At 69.9% G+C, this 18,397-nt stretch carries 15 protein-coding genes; 7 read left to right on the plus strand and 8 right to left on the minus strand.

Annotation, left to right across the window (positions count from 1 at the left end):
- Positions 1-152: 152 nt before the first annotated feature.
- The 3 genes from ACIQCY_RS06510 (at position 153) to ACIQCY_RS06520 (ending at position 4,218) form a co-directional block, all read left to right on the plus strand.
- Positions 153-1,565, plus strand: a complete 1,413-nt coding sequence (locus tag ACIQCY_RS06510; RefSeq protein WP_400483084.1) for an MFS transporter — start codon at positions 153-155, stop codon at positions 1,563-1,565.
- Between the two features lie 290 nt (positions 1,566-1,855).
- Entirely contained in the window at positions 1,856-3,529 is a 1,674-nt protein-coding gene (locus ACIQCY_RS06515) for a serine/threonine-protein kinase (RefSeq protein WP_400483085.1), read from the plus strand.
- Complete coding sequence (locus tag ACIQCY_RS06520; protein ID WP_400483086.1) at positions 3,526-4,218, plus strand: hypothetical protein; 693 nt, start codon at positions 3,526-3,528, stop codon at positions 4,216-4,218. Before ACIQCY_RS06515 ends, ACIQCY_RS06520 begins: the two co-directional genes overlap by 4 nt.
- A gap of 171 nt (positions 4,219-4,389) precedes the next feature.
- Here the strand turns inward: ACIQCY_RS06520 and ACIQCY_RS06525 are convergent, their stop codons facing one another.
- From ACIQCY_RS06525 to ACIQCY_RS06550, 6 genes are all read right to left on the minus strand, one after another.
- A complete protein-coding gene (locus tag ACIQCY_RS06525; protein WP_400483087.1) occupies positions 4,390-6,225 on the minus strand; it encodes an acetyl/propionyl/methylcrotonyl-CoA carboxylase subunit alpha in 1,836 nt (611 codons plus the stop codon).
- 108 nt (positions 6,226-6,333) lie between these two features.
- A complete protein-coding gene (locus ACIQCY_RS06530) occupies positions 6,334-6,966 on the minus strand; it encodes a Maf family protein (RefSeq protein ID WP_400483088.1) in 633 nt (210 codons plus the stop codon).
- Positions 6,967-7,009: 43 nt separating this feature from the next.
- Positions 7,010-7,570 carry a hypothetical protein gene (locus ACIQCY_RS06535; RefSeq protein ID WP_400483089.1) on the minus strand — a complete coding sequence of 187 codons (561 nt, stop codon included), beginning with the start codon at positions 7,568-7,570 and terminating at the stop codon, positions 7,010-7,012.
- A gap of 161 nt (positions 7,571-7,731) precedes the next feature.
- A complete protein-coding gene (locus tag ACIQCY_RS06540; RefSeq protein WP_400483090.1) occupies positions 7,732-9,147 on the minus strand; it encodes a dicarboxylate/amino acid:cation symporter in 1,416 nt (471 codons plus the stop codon).
- 183 nt (positions 9,148-9,330) lie between these two features.
- Positions 9,331-11,046, minus strand: coding sequence for a DUF885 domain-containing protein (locus tag ACIQCY_RS06545; protein WP_400483091.1), 1,716 nt, complete (start codon positions 11,044-11,046; stop codon positions 9,331-9,333).
- 88 nt (positions 11,047-11,134) lie between these two features.
- A complete protein-coding gene (locus ACIQCY_RS06550; RefSeq protein WP_400483092.1) occupies positions 11,135-12,355 on the minus strand; it encodes a DUF222 domain-containing protein in 1,221 nt (406 codons plus the stop codon).
- A gap of 296 nt (positions 12,356-12,651) precedes the next feature.
- On the opposite strand from ACIQCY_RS06550, the gene ACIQCY_RS06555 reads away from it, so the two are divergent.
- Together ACIQCY_RS06555 and ACIQCY_RS06560 are read left to right on the plus strand one after the other, a co-directional pair.
- On the plus strand, positions 12,652-13,098 hold the full coding sequence (locus tag ACIQCY_RS06555; protein WP_400483093.1) for a hotdog fold thioesterase: 447 nt from the start codon (positions 12,652-12,654) through the stop codon (positions 13,096-13,098).
- 114 nt (positions 13,099-13,212) lie between these two features.
- A complete protein-coding gene (locus ACIQCY_RS06560; RefSeq protein WP_400483094.1) occupies positions 13,213-14,487 on the plus strand; it encodes a serpin family protein in 1,275 nt (424 codons plus the stop codon).
- Between the two features lie 16 nt (positions 14,488-14,503).
- Here the strand turns inward: ACIQCY_RS06560 and ACIQCY_RS06565 are convergent, their stop codons facing one another.
- Both ACIQCY_RS06565 and ACIQCY_RS06570 read right to left on the minus strand, forming a co-directional pair.
- Positions 14,504-14,743 (minus strand): acyl-CoA carboxylase subunit epsilon, encoded by a 240-nt coding sequence (locus ACIQCY_RS06565; RefSeq protein WP_400483095.1) that lies wholly within the window; start codon positions 14,741-14,743, stop codon positions 14,504-14,506.
- A complete protein-coding gene (locus ACIQCY_RS06570; protein ID WP_400483302.1) occupies positions 14,740-16,323 on the minus strand; it encodes an acyl-CoA carboxylase subunit beta in 1,584 nt (527 codons plus the stop codon). Before ACIQCY_RS06570 ends, ACIQCY_RS06565 begins: the two co-directional genes overlap by 4 nt.
- Positions 16,324-16,570: 247 nt before the next feature.
- On the opposite strand from ACIQCY_RS06570, the gene ACIQCY_RS06575 reads away from it, so the two are divergent.
- Together ACIQCY_RS06575 and ACIQCY_RS06580 are read left to right on the plus strand one after the other, a co-directional pair.
- A complete protein-coding gene (locus tag ACIQCY_RS06575; RefSeq protein WP_400483096.1) occupies positions 16,571-17,440 on the plus strand; it encodes an SDR family oxidoreductase in 870 nt (289 codons plus the stop codon).
- 75 nt (positions 17,441-17,515) lie between these two features.
- Positions 17,516-18,397, plus strand: coding sequence for a biotin--[acetyl-CoA-carboxylase] ligase (locus ACIQCY_RS06580; RefSeq protein WP_400483097.1), 882 nt, complete (start codon positions 17,516-17,518; stop codon positions 18,395-18,397).

Raw genomic sequence — 18,397 nt, forward strand, 5'->3', positions numbered from 1 at the left:
GTCCAGTAGTTCCCGGTGTCCAGTACGTGGACACGTTTATCCACGTACTGGACACCGGTGGTCGAATATCAGGGTTCAACTGAAGCACGGGCGCCGTGCTGCAAGGGCCTCGTGGACCTGCGGCAGCGCTCGTTCCGAGAAAGCCGCAGCCCATGACCTCCTCCACTTCCGCTGGTGCCAGCGGAACAACCACGCCCCTGAACAGCAGGGGCCGGGTGATCTTCGCCAGCCTCATCGGCACGACGATCGAGTTCTACGACTTCTACATCTACGCCACGGCCGCCGTCCTGGTCTTCCCGTCGCTGTTCTTCCCGAACCAGAGCGACGCGAACCAGCTCCTCAGCTCGTTCGCCGTCTTCGGCGTCGCGTTCGTCGCACGCCCGCTCGGCTCCATCGTCTTCGGGCACTTCGGCGACAAGATCGGGCGCAAGGCGACCCTCGTGGCCTCACTGCTCACCATGGGCATCGCCACCTTCCTCATCGGCCTGCTCCCCGCTGCGACCAACCCGGGATGGGTCTTCCTGGCGCCGCTGCTCCTCGTCGTGCTGCGGTTCCTCCAGGGACTGGCACTCGGCGGTGAGTGGAGCGGTGCTGCTCTGCTCGCGACCGAGAACGCTCCCGCGGGCAAGCGCGCCATCTACGGCACGTTCCCGCAGCTCGGGGCGCCCATCGGCTTCATCCTCGCCAACCTGCTGTTCGTGCTCCTCAGCTCCACGCTGAGCCCGGAGGAGTTCCTGTCCTGGGGTTGGCGGGTGCCGTTCCTGCTGAGCGCCGTCATGGTCATCATCGGCCTCTACGTGCGCCTCAAGCTGATCGAGAGCGCGTCCTTCCAGAAGGTCCAGAAGACCGGCAAGGTGGTGAAGGTCCCGCTCGGCACCACCTTCCGCCTCCACTGGCGCGGGCTGATCCTCGGCACGTTCATCATGTTCGCCACCTACGTCCTCTTCTACTTCATGACGGCCTTCACGCTGACGTACGGAACAGCGCCGTCCAGCCTCGAGCAGGCACGGGCCAAGGTCGAAGCGGCCGGCGGCACGTTCACCGAGGCCCAGGCCGCTGCGTTCGTCCCCGGCCTCGGCATGGCGCGCACCGATTTCCTCTGGATGCTCATCATCGGCGTCGTCTTCTTCGGCATCTTCACCATCGTCTCCGGACCCCTCGCCGAGCGCTTCGGCCGCCGCAAGATGCTCCTCGGGACGACGGTCGGTATCGCCGTCTTCGGTCTCCTCTGGGCACCGCTCTTCGGCGCCGGCACCGCCGGTGCCATGGCACTGCTGATCATCGGCTTCATCCTGATGGGCCTGACGTTCGGGCCCATGGCCGCGGTGCTGCCGGAACTGTTCCCGGCGAACGTCCGCTACACGGGCTCGGCCGTGGCGTACAACGTCTCGAGCATGATCGGCGCTGCTCCCGCATCGTTCATCGCCGTCGCACTCTGGCAGGCAGCGGGAGGAAGCACCGTGCTGGTGGGCGCGTACCTGACCGTCGCCGCCGTCCTCACCTTCATCGCGCTCTACATCTCGCGCGAGACCCGGGACCACGACTACGAGAACAACGTCGCCTGATCGCCCTGTAGCTTCCGCGCGAGCTTCCGCGCGCAGCGACGGCGCCGCACCCACCCGGGTGCGGCGCCGTCGTCGTTCCCGCCCCCGGGGTCGTTCCCTCCCGTCGTTGTTCCCGCCCGGCGTCGTTTCTACCCGGCGTCGGTAGCCGGTGCTGCGATTCCGGTCCTCGATGCAGCACGGCCGTCGCCTGCATGGTCGAGTCTGTCCACAGGATGACGCTGATCTCGTTGCTTAACCCCGATCCGGTGCCGCCCGTACACTGGAAGCAAAGCCGGCTTACCAACCAACGGGTGCGTGTTGAATTCGCGCGCCCGGCGCCGGACCACGGGGTAGCGGAAGCGGGTGACATGGAGAAGCAGGCGCTGGCCGGGCGGTACGCACTGGGGGAGCGGGTCGGTACCGGCGGCATGGCCGAGGTCTTCACGGCCCGGGACACGCGCCTTGAGCGCGACGTCGCCGTCAAGCTCTTCCGGTCCGGAATGGCCGACGGGCCCGAGCGGGGATCCGCCGAGGCGCGGCTGCTCGCCGGACTCGATCACCCCGGACTGGTCCGCGTGCTGGACATGGACAACGGCGAACACTCCGGCGAGAACCCCTACCTGGTCATGGAACTGGTGCGCGGCCCGGACCTCGGCGTCCTGCTGCGCACCGCGGGACCGCTCGGGCGCGAGGAGGTCCGGCTCATGGCGCTGGACCTCGCACGGACACTGCAGTACATCCACGAACGCGGCATCGTGCACCGCGACATCAAGCCCTCCAACATCCTCACGCGCGAGGCAGATCCGCACAGCGGTTTCTTCCGCTACCTCCTCACGGACTTCGGGATAGCCCGGTTCTTCGACGGCGGCAGGATGACGGCGACCGGCCAGGTCATCGGCAGTGCCGCCTATTTCAGCCCGGAGCAGGCGCGGGGCGACGCGGTGGGGCAGCCCTCGGACATCTACTCGCTGGGCCTCGTGCTGATCGAGGCCCTGACGGGTGAGCGCGCGTTCCCGGGCACCGGAGTCGAGAGTGCGCTGGCGCGCCTGAGCCGGAGCCCGTCCGTCCCGCATGCCGCGGGGCCCGCGCTGTCCGCGCTCCTGGTCGCGATGACCCTCGACGGGCCGGACGACCGGCCGGATGCTGCCCGCGTGGTCCGGGAGCTGATCGCCATGGGTGTGCAGGGGCACGGCGAGGTTCCGGCGACGACGGCGCTGCCCGTCCACGCGCCTCCGACCGCGGCCCTGTCCGTTCCCGACCGTGACCGGGCTGCCGACGAGGGCACGCAGGCGCACGACAGCGAGTCGGTCCGCTCGGGCTTCACGCAGGCGCACGACAGCGGGACGCACGACGGCGCGGGGGCGGACACGTCGCGTCTCACGCAGGCGCACGACGGCGCCGGGGCGGACACTTCGCGTCTCACGCAGGCGCACGACGGCGCCGGGGCGGACACGTCGCCCCTCACGCAGTCCGTCGCCGCGACGCGGGTCGTGGCCGGTCCGGCGCGCGGGAGCGATCAGCATCCGTCGTCGGTCGCTGAGGAGTCGGGTGCGACCTCCGTAACCTCCGTAACCGCCGTCGGGCCGGGTCCTGCCGCGGCCGCTTCTCTTCCGGTGTCCTCGTCCCCGGCATCGCGTGTTTCCACGACGCGTGACAGCGACGGATCGGACCCCGCGACAGTGGCCCTGCCGGAGCATGGCGAGCGGTCACCGTCGGCGGCGCCGAGCCTCCCGGGGCAGGGCGTGCAGCACGTACTCGGTACGACAGGCGAGGAACGGCCGAGCTCGCGACCCCCACGCGGGCGCCGTGGGCGTGGCGTTCCGTGGCTCGTCGCGCTGCTCGTCGTCGCCGTGCTCGCTGCCGGCCTCTGGGCTTTCACGACCCTGTTCTCCGGGGACCCGGCGCCCGGCATCGAGCCCTTGCCGGCCGTCCCGGGAGAACCCGGCGAGAAACTGCAGGAACTCTACGAAAGCGTGCAGGAATGACCATCGCACCCCCACGAAGGATCCGGCTCGGAGTGCCCCTCCTGGTCGGCACGGCCCTGCTGCTGGCCGGTTGCGGCAGTGATCCCATCGACGCCGCGACGGCGGGCGACCTCCAGGCCGAGGTGCGCACGATCGCCTCCAGTGCTGCTGCCGGTGACTCCGGGGGAGCGATCGTCCTCGCGCAGCGCCTCAAGGGTGAGGTCGAGCGCGCGGCCACGGCCGGCTCGGTCACCGAGGAGCGGGCAGCGCTGATCGGCGCGCGGATCGATGCGGTAATCGCTTCGCTCGAAGCCGGGCAGGTTCCCGCCGACGTCGTGCCGTCCGACGTCGTTCCCTCCGATGTCGTGCCCTCCGAGGAAGCGCCCGCCCCCGTCGAGGAAAGCGTGGACCCGGCACCGCAGCCCGCGCCCGCCGAGACCTCCTCGGCGCCGGTGGAGCCTGCCCCGGCTCCGACGGACCGGGATTCCGCGGATGACGGGGAGAGCGGTGACGATGCCGCGCCGGAGGAGACGGGTGACACGGCACCGGAAAACGCCGGCGGGGAGGGCTCTCCGCCGGGCGGCAGCGGTGACAAGGCCGCGGACAAAGCGGCCGAGCAGCAGCGCAAGGCAGAAGAGAAAGCCCGGGAAGCAGCCGAGAAGGCCGCGGAGGACGCGCGCGACAAGGGCAAAGGCAACGGCGGAGGCTGATCCGAGGCCGGTTCCGGCCTGAGGGCGCTCTGATCGGCGCGCCCTCAGGCGGAGGACAGCGGCGAGGGACAGCGGCGGCCGGTATTCCTCCCACGCGGCGACGGATCCTTGCGCCCGGACTCCGCGCCCGATCGCCGTCCGCCGATGACCGGCCGGTCGCGGCGGACTTCGCTAGTCGCGGATGGTTGCGATGACGGAACCGGCGGAGACGGTGTCCCCGGGGGAGGCAGACAGGCCCGTCAAGGTTCCTGACTTGTGCGCGGTCAGCGGCTGCTCCATCTTCATGGCCTCGAGCACCACGATCAGATCGCCCTCGGTGACCACGTCGCCGTCGGACGCGGCGACCTTGACGATCGTGCCCTGCATCGGCGAGGTCAGTTCGTCGCCGCTCACGGCTGCCTTGCCTGCTCGTGCCCGCGAGGACTTCTTGGTCTTGGCCGGAGCGCTCGTCTTGCCGTTCGGCGTCGCACCGAGTCCGGCGGGCAGCACCACTTCGAGGCGGCGCCCGCCGACCTCGACCGTGACGCGCTGCCGCGAATCCTCGTCGGTGGAAGGATCGGCTGCGCCGGTCCAGGGGGCGATGGTGTTGTCGAACTCGGTCTCGATCCAGCGCGTGTGGACCGAGAACGGGCCCTCGGCGGGAGCGAAGGCGGGATCGGCGACGACGGCGGCATGGAAGGGGAGCACGGTGGGCATGCCCTCGATCACCATCTCGCCGAGTGCACGGCGCGCACGCTGGAGGGCCTGCTCGCGGCTCCCACCACTGATGATGAGCTTGGCGAGCATGGAGTCGAAGTTGCCGCCGATGACCTCGCCGGCCTCGACGCCGGAATCGACGCGCACGCCCGGGCCGGTGGGGAGCTTGAGGGTCCGCACGGTGCCGGGTGCCGGCATGAAGCCGCGGCCGGCGTCCTCGCCGTTGATGCGGAACTCGAAGGAGTGGCCGCGGACCTCGGGGTCGCCGTAGCCGAGCTCCTCGCCGCGGGCGATGCGGAACTGCTCGCGGACGAGGTCCAGGCCGGTGACCTCCTCCGAGACGGGGTGCTCGACCTGGAGCCGCGTGTTCACCTCGAGGAACGAGATGGTGCCGTCCTGGCCGACGAGGAACTCGCACGTGCCGGCGCCCTGGTAGTCGGCCTCGCGCAGGATGGCCTTGGACGCCTCGTAGAGCCGGGCGTTCTGGTCGTCGGAGAGGAAGGGCGCCGGGGCCTCCTCGACGAGCTTCTGGTTCCGTCGCTGTAGGGAGCAGTCGCGGGTCGAGACGACGACGACGTTCCCGTGGCTGTCGGCGAGGCACTGCGTCTCCACATGGCGCGGTGCGTCGAGGAACCGCTCCACGAAGCACTCGCCGCGGCCGAACGCGGCCGTGGCCTCGCGGACCGCCGAATCGAACAGTTCGGGGATCTCCTCATGGCTGCGGACGACCTTGATGCCTCGCCCGCCGCCACCGAAGGCCGCCTTGATGGCGATGGGCAGGCCGAACTCCTGGGCGAAGTCGATCACTTCCTGGACGGACTCCACGGGGTCCCTGGTGCCGGGCACGAGGGGCGCACCGACGCGCTCGGCGATGTGGCGTGCCTGGACCTTGTCGCCCAACTGCGAGATGGAGGAGGGAGAGGGGCCGATCCACGTGATCCCGGCGTCGATGACCCGCTGGGCGAAGTCGGCGTTCTCGGAGAGGAACCCGTACCCGGGGTGGATGGCGTCGGCGCCGCTGCGCCGGGCTGCTTCGAGGATGCGGTCCATGAGCAGGTAGGACTCGGCGGCGGTCTCCCCGCCGAGCGCGAAGGCCTCGTCCGCCATGCGCACGTGCAGTGCGTCGCGGTCGGGATCGGCGTACACGGCGACCGAGGCGATTCCTTCGTCGCGCGCGGCACGGATGACCCGGACGGCGATCTCCCCGCGGTTCGCCACCAGGACCTTCGTCACCCGGTGCTGCCCCCCGGTGTCGTTGCTCGCGCTGCTGGCATCAGGGGACTCGGACGGGACGAGGGGGGACTGGCTCATGGTGCGTTGGACTCCTTCTTCTCAGTTCGGAGCCTAGCCCGGTTTTGGAGCTTCCGCCCATGGATCGTGCTGAAGGGGAGTGTTGTGCGGGAATCCTTTGTAGGGAACCTACAAGGCCGCGGCGTGCGCCCACAGATCGGTGACGGAGACGCCGGCCGCCTGCAGGAGGGCGCGCAGGGTGGAGATGCTGAGCCCGACGACGGCGTGCGGGTCGCCGTCCACGCGGTCGATGAAGGCCCCGCCGAGCCCGTCGATGGTGAAGGACCCCGCGCACTGCAGGGGTTCGCCGCTGGCGACGTACGCCGCGACGTCGGCGTCGGACATGGCGCCGAAGTACACGGTCGCGGAGGACACCGCGCCGATCGTGGCGCCCGATCCGCCGTCGCGCGTGTCCACGAGCCAATGGCCGGTGTGGAGCACGCCGGAGCGGCCGCGCATCCGGCTGATCCGCTCGATCGCCACCGCGGGCTCGTAGGGCTTCCCGTGTGCTTCGCCGTCGAACTCGAAGACGGAGTCGCACCCGATCACGAGCGCGCCGTCGGCGTCGTCGAGCCCGGCGACGGCCTCGGCCTTGGCGCGTGCCAGCAGGAGGGCAGTGTCATGGGGGTCGAGCTCGCCGTACGCAGCGACGACGGCGGGCTCGTCCACGTCCGACACCAGGACCGAGTGACGGATGCCCGCCTCGGTGAGGAGCTTGGTGCGGGCAGGGGACTTCGAGGCGAGGATCAGGCGGGCCGTCATGCCCCCAAGCCTAGATGCACTGCAGCGGGTGCAGCGTCCGATCTCACCAGAGGTGCGCGACGTCGATCACCACCCTCGAGCCGGCACCGGGTCCGGGGACCACGAAGACGCGGACGGGAAGCCGCGCCCGGACGCCGAGTCCGAACGTCGTCTGCCCCTCGTAGCTCCCGGCCAGGGCGACCTGCCGGAACGTCGAGTAGCCCGTGACATTCACGAGTTCGCTGCGACGGGCGGGGGAGTAGGTCGCCCGGCCGGCGTCGTCGTAGGCGGGAGCGAGGACCGTCACGGAGAGGCGCGCGCCGCCGCGCAGGGGAACGGTGGCGCCCGATCCCGGGTTCCCGACCTTGTTCACGTAGGCCACGCGGTAGCCGGAAACAGGACCGCGGGCGTCGATGACGAGGCGATCGAAGCACTCGTGCCGGCCCGAGCGGACGTTGGTGATGGGAGCGGAGGAGTAGGTGGGCGCGGCCTTCACGGTCGAGCCCCACGTGATGCCGCAGTACGCGGCCGATGCCGGTGGTCCCCCTGCGAGGCCGAGGCCTGCGGTGAGGGCGAGGGCGGCGAATGTGGCGGAGAGTCTCCCCGTCATGCGCGATTGCTTCATGGCGCACCACCTTGTCGTGCTGGATAGGTGCTCTTATAATCCTCCCGCACCCCGGGAAAAGCGCTGTCGTCGTGCTGAACGGCGCCGAATCGTTAGCCGGACATGCAGGACGGCCCGCCCCGGAGGTGCCGGGGCGGGCCGTGGAACGATGCGTCAGGCGCTCAGCGGGTGACGGAGGCCGAGATGCCGTCGTTCGGGGCGCCGGCGTCGATGGCGCCGTCGAGGTCGCTGTCGTCGACGAAGGGATCGCCGGTCCGCTGTGCGTTGTAGAGTCCGAGGTCCAGCAGGCCTTCGCGCCGGGCGACGATCGTGGGCACGAGTGCCTGGCCGGCCACGTTCACCGCGGTGCGGCCCATGTCCAGGATCGGGTCCACGGCCAGGAGGAGCCCGACGCCGGCCAGGGGCAGGCCCAGCGTGGAGAGCGTGAGCGTCAGCATGACGACGGCACCGGTGGTTCCGGCGGTCGCCGCGGAGCCCAGCACGGAGACCAGGGCGATCAGCAGGTACTGCGTCAGCGTCAGGTCGATGCCGAAGAACTGGGCCACGAAGATCGCGGCGATGGCCGGGTAGATGGCCGCGCAGCCATCCATCTTCGTCGTGGCGCCGAGCGGCACCGCGAAGGAGGCGTATCCGCGGGGAACGCCGAGATTCCGTTCGGTGACGCGCTGCGTGAGCGGCAGGGTGCCCACCGACGAACGCGAGACGAAGGCCAGCTGGATGGCCGGCCAGGCGCCCGAGAAGTACTGCCTGACGGACAGCCCGTGCGCCTTGATCAGCACGGGATACACGGCGAAGAGCACGAGTGCGAGGCCCACATAGATGGCCAGGGTGAACTTGCCGAGCGAGCCGATGGTGTCCCAGCCGTAGACGGCGACGGCGTTGCCGATCAGGCCCACCGTGCCGAGCGGGGCGATCCGGATGATCCACCACAGGACCTTCTGGATGACGGCGAGGGCCGAGGCGTTGAAGGTGAGGAACGGCTCGGCCTGCCTGCCGACCTTGAGGGCGGCGATGCCGACGGCCACGGCGACGACGAGCACCTGCAGCACGTTGAAGTTCAGTGCGGTGGTGACCGCGCCGCCTTCGGCGACGGCGGACGATGCCTGGAGGCCCAGGAAGTTGGCCGGGATGAGCCCGGTCAAAAAGGCCCACCAGCTGCCGGTGCTCCCGGTGTACTCCGCCGGCTGTGTCGCATCGGTGCCCGCTCCGGGCTGGAACACGACGCCGAGTCCGATGCCGATCACCACGGAGATCAGCGCGGTGATCGCGAACCACAGGAGCGTCTGGCCGGCGAGCCGCGCGGCATTGTTGACGGCACGGAGGTTGGCGATCGAGCTGACGACCGCGGTGAAGATCAGGGGGACGACGGCGGCGCGCAGCAGGGCGACGTAGCTCGAGCCGAGGGTGGCGAGCGTGGTCCCGAGGCCGTTCGGGGTTTCCTTGGTGTGGCCCGTGTACTTGGCCAGGAGGCCGAGGGCCAGCCCGACGACGAGGGCTGCGATGATCTGCGGGCCGAAGGAGGTTGCCCAGCGGGGCAGCCTGCGCCGGGAGGGCGGGGAGCTGGTTTCAGTAGACACGACCGAAACACTAGGTTCGCTTTATACCCAAGCGAAGCGGGAGTTGCGAAATGTTACGCAGCCTCCCGCCGCCGTCGTGCACGGTTTCCAGCCGTTTCCGCGTGGATCCGGCGATCCCCGGGCGGGCGGGGGTTATTCCCCGCCCGCGTGTGACGAACGTCTATGTGAGGACGAGCAGCTGCGTCAGGGCACCAGGGCCCGGCGCAGCGTGTCGAGTCCCACGGAACCGAGGTTGAGGGCGCGGGTGTGGAAGGCGCGCAGGTCGAAGGAATCGCCCTCGGCGGCCCGGACCTCGTCGCGAACCTGCTCCCACAGGCGCTGGCCGATCTTGTACGACGGCGCCTGGCCCGGCCAGCCGAGGTAGCGCGTGAACTCGAAGTTCAGCTGGCCCTCGCTGATGGCGATGTTGCGCTTCAGGAAGTCGTAGCCCTTCTCGGGAGTCCAAATGCCCTCGCCCCAGCGCTCGGGGATCTCGAGCTCGAGGTGCACCCCGATGTCGAAGACCACGCGGGCAGCCCGCATGCGCTGCGCGTCGAGCATCCCGAGGCGGTCGCCCGGATCGGAGAGGAAGCCCAGTTCCTGCATGAGCCGCTCCGAGTAGAGCGCCCAGCCCTCGCCCTGGCCGGAGACCCAGATGGCGTTGCGGCGCCAGGGGTTCAGGAGTCCGCGCTGGTAGGTCGCGGTGGCGATCTGCAGGTGGTGGCCCGGAATGCCCTCGTGGTAGACGGTGGTGGTCTCCTTCCAGGTGGTGAAGGAGTCCTCGCCCTCCGGCACGGACCACCACATGCGGCCCGGGCGGGAGAAGTCGTCGCTGGGGCCCGTGTAGTAGATGCCGCCCTCGTTGGTCGGGGCGATCCTGCACTCGAGGCGGCGCATCACGTCCGGGACGTCGAAGTGCACGCCGGCCAGGGCGTCGACGGCCCGGTCCGAGAGGTCCTGCATCCACGCCTGCAGCGCGTCGGTGCCGTGCAGCTGGCGAGCAGGATCCTCGTCGAGGATCCGCATGGCCTCCTCGATCGAAGCGCCCTCGCGGATCTCGTTCGCCACCGCCTCCTGCTCGGCGATGACGCGGTCGAGCTCCTCGACGCCCCACTGGTACGTCTCCTCGAGGTCGACGGCGGAGCCCAGGAACACGCGGGACATCAGGGCGTACTGTTCCCGGCCCACGGCATCCTTCTCCGGTGCGGTGGGGAGGAGGTCCTCCTGCAAAAAGGCAGCCAGGGAGCGGTAGGCCGCACGGGCGGCCCCGGCGCCGGTCCGGAGCTGATCCTTCAGCGATTCGGGCAGGTCGCCGTCGTCGGCCGTGGCGGTGCCGCCGAGTGCGTCGAAGAAGCCGCCGTCCTCCGCGTACTTCGTGGACTGCTCGATCACGATGGACACCTGCCGCCGTGCGGCGACGAGGCCGCGCTCGCGGCCGGCGCGGAGGGATGCGATGTACCCGTCGATCGCGCCGGGCACGTTGGCCATGCGCCCTGCGATGTGGCTCCAGTCCTCCGCCGTGGCGGTGGGCATGAGGTCGAAGATCGCGCGGATGCTCTGGGCCGGGCAGGCGATGTTGTTCAGGGTGGAGTAGTCGAACCCGGCGTCGTGGATCTCGAGGTCGAGCCCGAGCCGCTCGCGCATCGCGTCGAGGGTGACGGCGTCGACGTCATCGGCGGGCTGGAGGTCGTCGAGGAGGCGCAGGGTGTTGCGCGCGGCCTCGGCGAGGGCCTCGAGGCCGGCGGGGGAGTAGTCCCGGTACTCGGTCTCGTGGCCGGGCAGGCCCAGCTCGGTGGCGAAGTCGGGCATCAGTTCGAGCAGGGTCTCGTAGTACGAGGTGGCGACGGCGTCGATCGCGGTGGATCGGCGTGCGGGCGGCTCGCTGGAGGATGGGGCGGAAGCTGGAGTGTCGTGGGTCACGCCCCGAGCCTATCGCCAGACGGTTGCCGGAGGCCACCGAGTGCTCGTTCCCGTGGCTTCCGGAGGCGGCGGGTGAGAACCATTGTGGTCAGAACGGCGGTGGTTCCAGGTCGCAGGCATAGGTTCGACCGCCGGGCGAGGTCGCCGTAAGGGTGCCCGCGCGTGACTGCCTGTAGTGCCAGATCCCCTCGCTCTTGAGTTTGTGGTGTTTCCGGCACAGGTGGGCGAGGTTGTCGTGCGTCGTCGTGCCCTGCTGCGACCAGGGCTTCGTGTGGTCCAGTTCGCATCTCGACGCCGGGACGTTGCAGCCCGGGTGTCGGCAGGTCCGATCACGTACGCGCAACCACTTCTTGAGGTCCGCCGGGACGGCATAGCTTGTCCGGCCGACACTCAGCACCGCTCCCGTCTCGGGGTGTGTGAGCAGCCTCGTGAAGGAGGGGGCGTGGGCAGCCAGGCGCCGCGCGATCTCGGCGGGGATGGGTCCGTAGCCTTCGAGCTCGGCGGGTGCGTCGTCGACACCGAGCAGTGTCAGGACCGGGACGGTGACGTTGATGTCCGCGCGTACCCGGGAGCCGCTACCCACTGAAACTGCGCGGTCGGTGGGCGAATCATCGCTGAGGAGGAGATCCGTCAGGATGTCGGTGCGCAGCTGGGGCAAGGTCCTGCGCTCGGAGGGTGTCTGCAGGGACCGCGCACCGTGGGTCAGCCGGGCGTCGATGGCGGCAGCATCGGTGGCCCGAAGGTGGACGTGGAGCCAGGCCATCGCATCGTCGGCTGGTTCGATGTCGACCCGCCGCTCCTGGACGGCCGCCCGGGCGCGATCGTCGAGAGCGAGGGGATGCAGCTGTGTCCTCAGCCTGCGTGCACGGTAGGAGAGCCGCGGGACGGTCGTGGCGATGGCGACGGGCAGCAGCGCGTCCTCGACGCCGGCAGCAGTACCGGCCGGCAGGCCCGCGTACTCGTGCAGCAGGGTGGTGGCATGGGCCCAGGAGATGGCGCCCGTTCGCAGGGCGGCGAGGGTCTTCGGGTGGTGGGTCACCAGGAGCGCGGAGTACTGGACAAGGCGATGGGCCGAGCGCTCGGAGATCCGCAGCAGGCAGGCGATCTCGGTTGCGGTGGTGGTGTCGGAGAAGTTGGATCTGCCTCGCAGTGCATTCGAGGGCAGGGGAACCCGTTCCTGGAAGAGGTCCCTCAATTCGGCGGCGGCGTCGGCCATTGCGGCGTCGAGGCGTGCTTTCTCGGCATTCAGGGAGAGCATCCGGGCGGATATCCGCTCGAGTTCGACCATCCGCTCCGAATTCGTCCTCATGGCACTATTGTCCGTTCCGCCACCGACATTCCTGGGTGCTCCGGGCGCCTTGCCGGCCCTGCACAACCGGTCCGTGGCGTCCGGTGGACAATCAATGGCCGCGAGAATGATCGAATGGAAAACTGCTCCCGTCACCGTCCGGCCAGCCGAGGAAGCGCAGGCCACGGCCCGGCCGGTGCGCACCGTCGTCGTCCCGATCCTGGCCTGCGAGTGCCTCGCCGCTCGGACCGCGCGCAGACCGACCTCCTGGATGCCAGGGGCGAATCAACCCACAACCGATAGGACGGAACACGTCGATGCTGCACCCACACCCGATCCTCGCGAACGACCGCGCCTCCCGGTGGCTCGGTATCGAGGTCGACCGAGCCCTCTTCGGCGACGCGCAGATCTCCATGACCGTCCGGGAGGAGATGGTGAACGGCTTCGGCATAGCGCATGGCGGGATCATCTTCGCCTTCGCCGACACCTGCTTCGCCCTCGCCTGCAATGATCCCGACGCCGGCCCCGCAACCGGCCCCGACGCCGGCCCCGACGCCGGCCCCGCAACCATCACGGTGGCGTCCGGCGCCGACATCAATTTCGTCGCCCCCGCGTTCCAGGGCCAGACCCTCACGGCCGTCGGCAGGGTGGTGAACCGCACCGGGCGCAGTGGGATCTACGACATCCGCGTCACCGCGGGCAGCACCCTGATCGCCGAATTCCGGGGCCGCAGCCGCACCATCCCGAACCCCGTGCCCCGCTGAACCCGAAGCGTCGAGCACCATCATCAGGCTTCCGTGACCGGATCGTGCTCCCGGTGCCCATGGCCCTCGGCAGTATGCGCACCTACCGTGGGGGAAACACACGAGGGGGAGCGGATGGAACATCAGCGCGAGCAGGAACGGCTTACCGGACGCATCAGCAGGACGGCGACCACGACGACGGCGGCCCTGGTGCTGCTGACCGCGTGCGGTGCATCGACGCCCGAGCAGCAGGCGGCGCCCATCGACCGGGTCGTCATCGAGGAAGGCGTCTTTCCCGAGGCGGAAGACGCCCTCCTGCGGTCCTCCTTCCGCCTCGGCGCTGCGATGACCGCCGATCCCGAGGCGAACCAGGTCACCAGCCCGCTCAGCGCGCTCTACGCCCTGTCCATGCTGCGGGCAGGAGCCGGGACGACGACGGCCGCGGAGATGGACGCCGTTCTCGGGCTACCGGCCGAGCACCACGAGGCGATGAACGCCCTTCTCGCACGCGTGGAGGGCTTCGACGGCGATCCGGGGGGCGTCGACGAGGACAATCCCCCCGAGAAGCCCCTGCTGCACCTCGCCAATGCAGTCTTCGTCCCCGAGGACGGAACCACGGGCGAGCGTTTCCTCGCCACCCTCGCGCGGAACTACGGGGCGGGCGTCTATCCCGTCGACTTCGCGGACCCGGCGACGGCGGCACGCATCGACGGGTGGGTGTCGAGGGAGACGGGCGGGCGTATCGGGAAGGCCCCGCTCGAGGTCGACGCGGGGACCACGCTGTCCCTGCTCAACACCGTCTACTTCGCGGCGGCCTGGGACGAGCCCTTCGATCCGTCCGGCACCTTCGATGAGGAGTTCATGCTGGCCGATGGCAGCAGGGTGGACGTCCCGATGATGCACGGAACCCGGACGGTGCGGTACATCGAGGCGGACGGCTGGACCGGAATCGATCTGCCCTACGGCGAAGGCTTCTCCCTGAGGCTCCTCCTGCCCGCGGAAGGATCACCGCCGCAGTGGACCGAGCAGGAGTTGCTCGACATGGCCGAGCTGCTCGATGCAGCCGAGGACGTCCGGGTGGACGTGGCACTGCCGACATGGGACCACGAGTTCGAGCAGGACCTCCTGGAATCCTTGGCCGCCATCGGACTCCGCGAGTCCTTCGGGCCCGAGGCCGACTTCCGTGCCATCCAGCCGGGCACCGTCGTCGGCGGGGCCGCCCAGGTGGCCAACATCACGGTGGCGGAGAAGGGGACGATCGCCGCCGCTGTGACGCAGGTCGTGATGATGACGAGCGCTCCGATGCCGCCCGAGGTGAGCATCTCCTTCGACCGGCCGTTCGGCTACCAGATCATCCACGAGGACACGGGGCTGCCGCTGTTCATGGGAACGGTCGCCGATCCGCGCTAGCGGCTGCCCGCAGGCGTCAGCGGACGCTGCGCCGCCACGAGCCGGGCCCCGGCGTCGGGCCGAGCCGCAGCAGGGCCCGCCGCACCCAGGACCGCCCGTGGTGCGGTGCGTCGTCGGCCTCGCCTGCACCCTGCAGGGCGACGACGACGACGGTGAGTGCCGCGAGATCCTCCTCGCTCGGCTCTCCGGCGACCACGGAGAGGAGGGCCGGGCCCTCCTCCGGGATGGCGCCGGGCGTGCTGTCCTGCGCGGTCACAGCGGGATGTTCCCGTGCTTCTTGACGGGGTTCGACGCCCGCTTGTCGCGGAGCGCGCGCAGCCCGCGGACGATCTGCAGGCGCGTCTCCGACGGTGCGATCACGGCGTCCACATAGCCGAGCTCGGCCGCCTGGTACGGGTTCAGGAGCTCTTCCTCGTACTGCTGGACGACGTCGGCCCGCGCGGCCTCGACGTCCCCGCCGGCGGCGGCGACGGCCTTGAGCTGGCCCCGGTAGAGGATGTTGACTGCGCCCTGTGCTCCCATGACGCCGATCTGCGCCGTGGGCCAGGCGAGGTTGAGGTCGGCTCCGAGCTTCTTCGAGCCCATGACGATGTACGCACCGCCGTACGCCTTGCGCGTGATGACCGTCAGCTTCGGCACCGTGGCCTCGGCGTAGGCGTAGAGCAGCTTGGCGCCGCGCCGGATGATGCCCTGGAACTCCTGGTCCTTGCCGGGCAGGAAACCGGGGACGTCCACGAGGGTCAGGATGGGGATGTTGAAGGCGTCGCAGTGACGCACGAAGCGGGCGGCCTTCTCCGAGGCGTTGATGTCGAGGGTGCCCGCGAACTGCAGGGGCTGGTTGGCGACGATGCCGACGGTGTGGCCCTCGACCCGCGCGTAGCCGGTGACGATGTTCGGCGCGTAGAGCGCCTGCATCTCGAGGAAGTGTCCGTCGTCCACGACCGCGTCGATGACGGCGTGCATGTCGTACGGCTGGTTCGCGGCGTCGGGGATCAGTTCGTCGAGCGCCAGGTCCTCCTCCGTCACCTCGGGCTCCTCCACGAACGCCGTCAGGGGAGCCTCCGCGAGGTTGTTCGAGGGCAGGAAGTCGAGGAGTTCACGCACGAAGCCGATGGCATCCGCCTCGTCGCTCGCGAGGTAGGCGGACGTACCCGTCGTCGTATTGTGCTGCCGCGCCCCGCCGAGGGTCTCCATGTCCACGTCCTCGCCGGTCACCGTCCGGATGACGTCGGGGCCGGTGATGAACATGTGCGAGGTCTTGTCCACCATCACCACGAAGTCGGTCAGCGCGGGGGAGTAGGCCGCCCCGCCGGCGCACGGTCCCATGATGAGGGAGATCTGCGGGACCACGCCCGAGGCGTGGACGTTGTTGCGGAAGATGTCCGCGAACATCGCCAGCGACGCCACGCCCTCCTGGATGCGGGCGCCACCGCCGTCGTTGATCCCGATCACGGGGCAGCCGTTGCGCAGGGCGAATTCCTGCACCTTCACGATCTTCTCGCCGTTGACCTGGCTGAGCGAACCGCCGTAGACGGTGAAGTCCTGGCTGTAGATCGCGATCAGCCGGCCGTCGACGGTCGCGTAGCCGGACACCACGCCGTCGCCCAGCGGCTTTTTGTTCTCCATGCCGAACGCGGTGGAACGGTGGACCGCGAGGGCGTCGAACTCGACGAAGGAACCCTCGTCCACGAGCAGGTCGATGCGCTCGCGGGCCGTGTTCTTGCCGCGGGCATGCTGCCTCTCGATCGCCTCGGGACCGGAGGGCTGCTCCGAGAGCGCCTTGCGCCTCCGGAAGTCCTCGAGCTTCCCGGCCGTCGTGGTGAGGTCGGGCTGCAGGTCCTGGTGCATTGGTACTCCGGTCGGCGGGTGGCTGGGGCAGGCGCAGGGGAATCCCCAGCCATGACTGGAGGATTCCGACAACGAGCGGCGCTTTTCGTCCAGTCTAGTGAGGATTCCCGGGCCGGCCGTTGTAGGACGTCTACAGTTTCCGCCGCCATCGCTTAGCCGCGGCATCGATGTTACCCGCGGGTAACATCGGTGCGTCGGGGGCCGTCCGGCCCTCCCGGCTGCTTATGGTGGAGCCATGACTGCACGCAATGAAGCTCAGGAATCCCCGGCCCCGGGAACCGGCCCCACCCTCGCCGGGCGGACCATCATCATGTCGGGCGGAAGCCGCGGGATCGGCCTGGCCATCGCCCTGCGAGCGGCCCGCGACGGCGCCAACGTGGCCATCCTGGCCAAGACCGGCGAGCCGCACCCGAGACTCGAGGGCACCGTGTACTCCGCGGCGGAGCAGATCGAGGCCGCAGGCGGGCGGGCCCTCCCCCTCGTGGGCGATGTGCGCAACGACGAGGACGTCCGGGCCGCGGTCGACGCGACCGTCGATGCCTTCGGCGGGATCGACGCCGTGGTGAACAACGCCTCCGCGATCGACCTCTCGAAGACACCCGAGGTCGACATGAAGCGCTACGACCTCATGGCCGACATCAACGTCCGGGGCACCTTCATGCTGAGCAAGTTCGCCCTCGACGCGCTCCGGAGCTCCGCCAACCCCCACATCCTGACGCTCTCGCCACCGCTCAACCTCGCGCCGAAGTGGGCCGGGATGCACCTCGCCTACACCATGGCCAAGTACGGCATGAGCCTGACGACCCTCGGCCTCGCCGAGGAGTTCAGGGAGGACGGCGTCGCGGTCAACTCGCTCTGGCCCGCGACCCTCATCGACACGGCCGCGATTCGCAACATGCCCGGCGGACACCGCATGGTGCAGGCGGCCCGCAGCCCGGAGATCGTGGCCGACGCCGCGTACGCCGTCCTCGTCCGCTCAGCACGTACGTGCACCGGGAACTTCTACACGGACGAGCAGGTGCTGCGGGAGGAGGGGATCACCGACCTCACGGGCTACAGCCTCGGCGCACCGGAGGACCAGCTCGTGCCGGATATCTTCCTCTGAACATCCTCCTCCGGATACCCTCCTCCGGCGGCCGGCTCCGGAACAGGAGGCGCCGGGCCGGATAAGATCGATGCCATGTCCTCCCGCTACTCCAATCTCGAGCGCCCGGGCCTGAACCTCGGCGCACTGAGGACAGCCCTGTGCATGCCGTCGGGTCCGTTCTCGCGCCTCGACATCGTGCCCAGCACCGGTTCCACGAACACGGACCTCGTGGAGCACGCACAGCGGGAGCCGGCCGGCTGGCCCGATCTCAGCGTCCTGGGCGCCGAGGTCCAGACCGCCGGCCGCGGCCGGCTCGACCGCAGCTGGATCGCCCCGGAACGGTCCTCGCTCTTCGTCAGCGTGCTCCTGCGGCCCTTCAACCGGCACGGGCGGCCCGTCCCCACCACGGCCTACTCCTGGTTCTCCCTCCTCGCCGCCCTCGCGCTCGCGGAGAGCGTCGAGGACCGCACCGAGATCGCCCCGCAGCTCAAGTGGCCCAACGACGTCACGGTGGACGGCCGGAAGCTCGCCGGCGTCCTCGCGCAGTTCGTGCCCGGCGCCGGTGCCGAGCCACCCGCCGTCGTCGTCGGGATCGGACTCAACGTCAGCCTCACCGACGACGAGCTGCCCGTCCCCACGGCCACGAGCCTGCTGCTCGAGTACGCCGGGACCACCGACCGGAACATCCTGCTCAAGTCCTTCCTGCGATCGTTCGCCGACTCCTACCGTGCCTTCTGCGACGTCGACGGCGACGCCGAGGCGGCCTGGGACGGAGGGCCGTCCCTCCTGGCCCGCGTCGGCGCCCGCATGGCGACCCTCGGCCAGGACGTCCGCGCGGAACTGCCCGGCGGCGGCCTGCTGACGGGCCGGGCGCTGGCCCTGGACCCGCGCGGCGCGCTGGTGATCCGCGACGACGACGGCGAACGCCACACCATCTCGGCGGGCGACGTCGTGCACCTGCGCCCCCAGGCGTAG

Origin of the sequence: Arthrobacter sp. NPDC092385, from assembly GCF_044755105.1 — a bacterium.
In the GTDB taxonomy this organism is placed as follows: Bacteria; Actinomycetota; Actinomycetes; order Actinomycetales; family Micrococcaceae; genus Arthrobacter_D.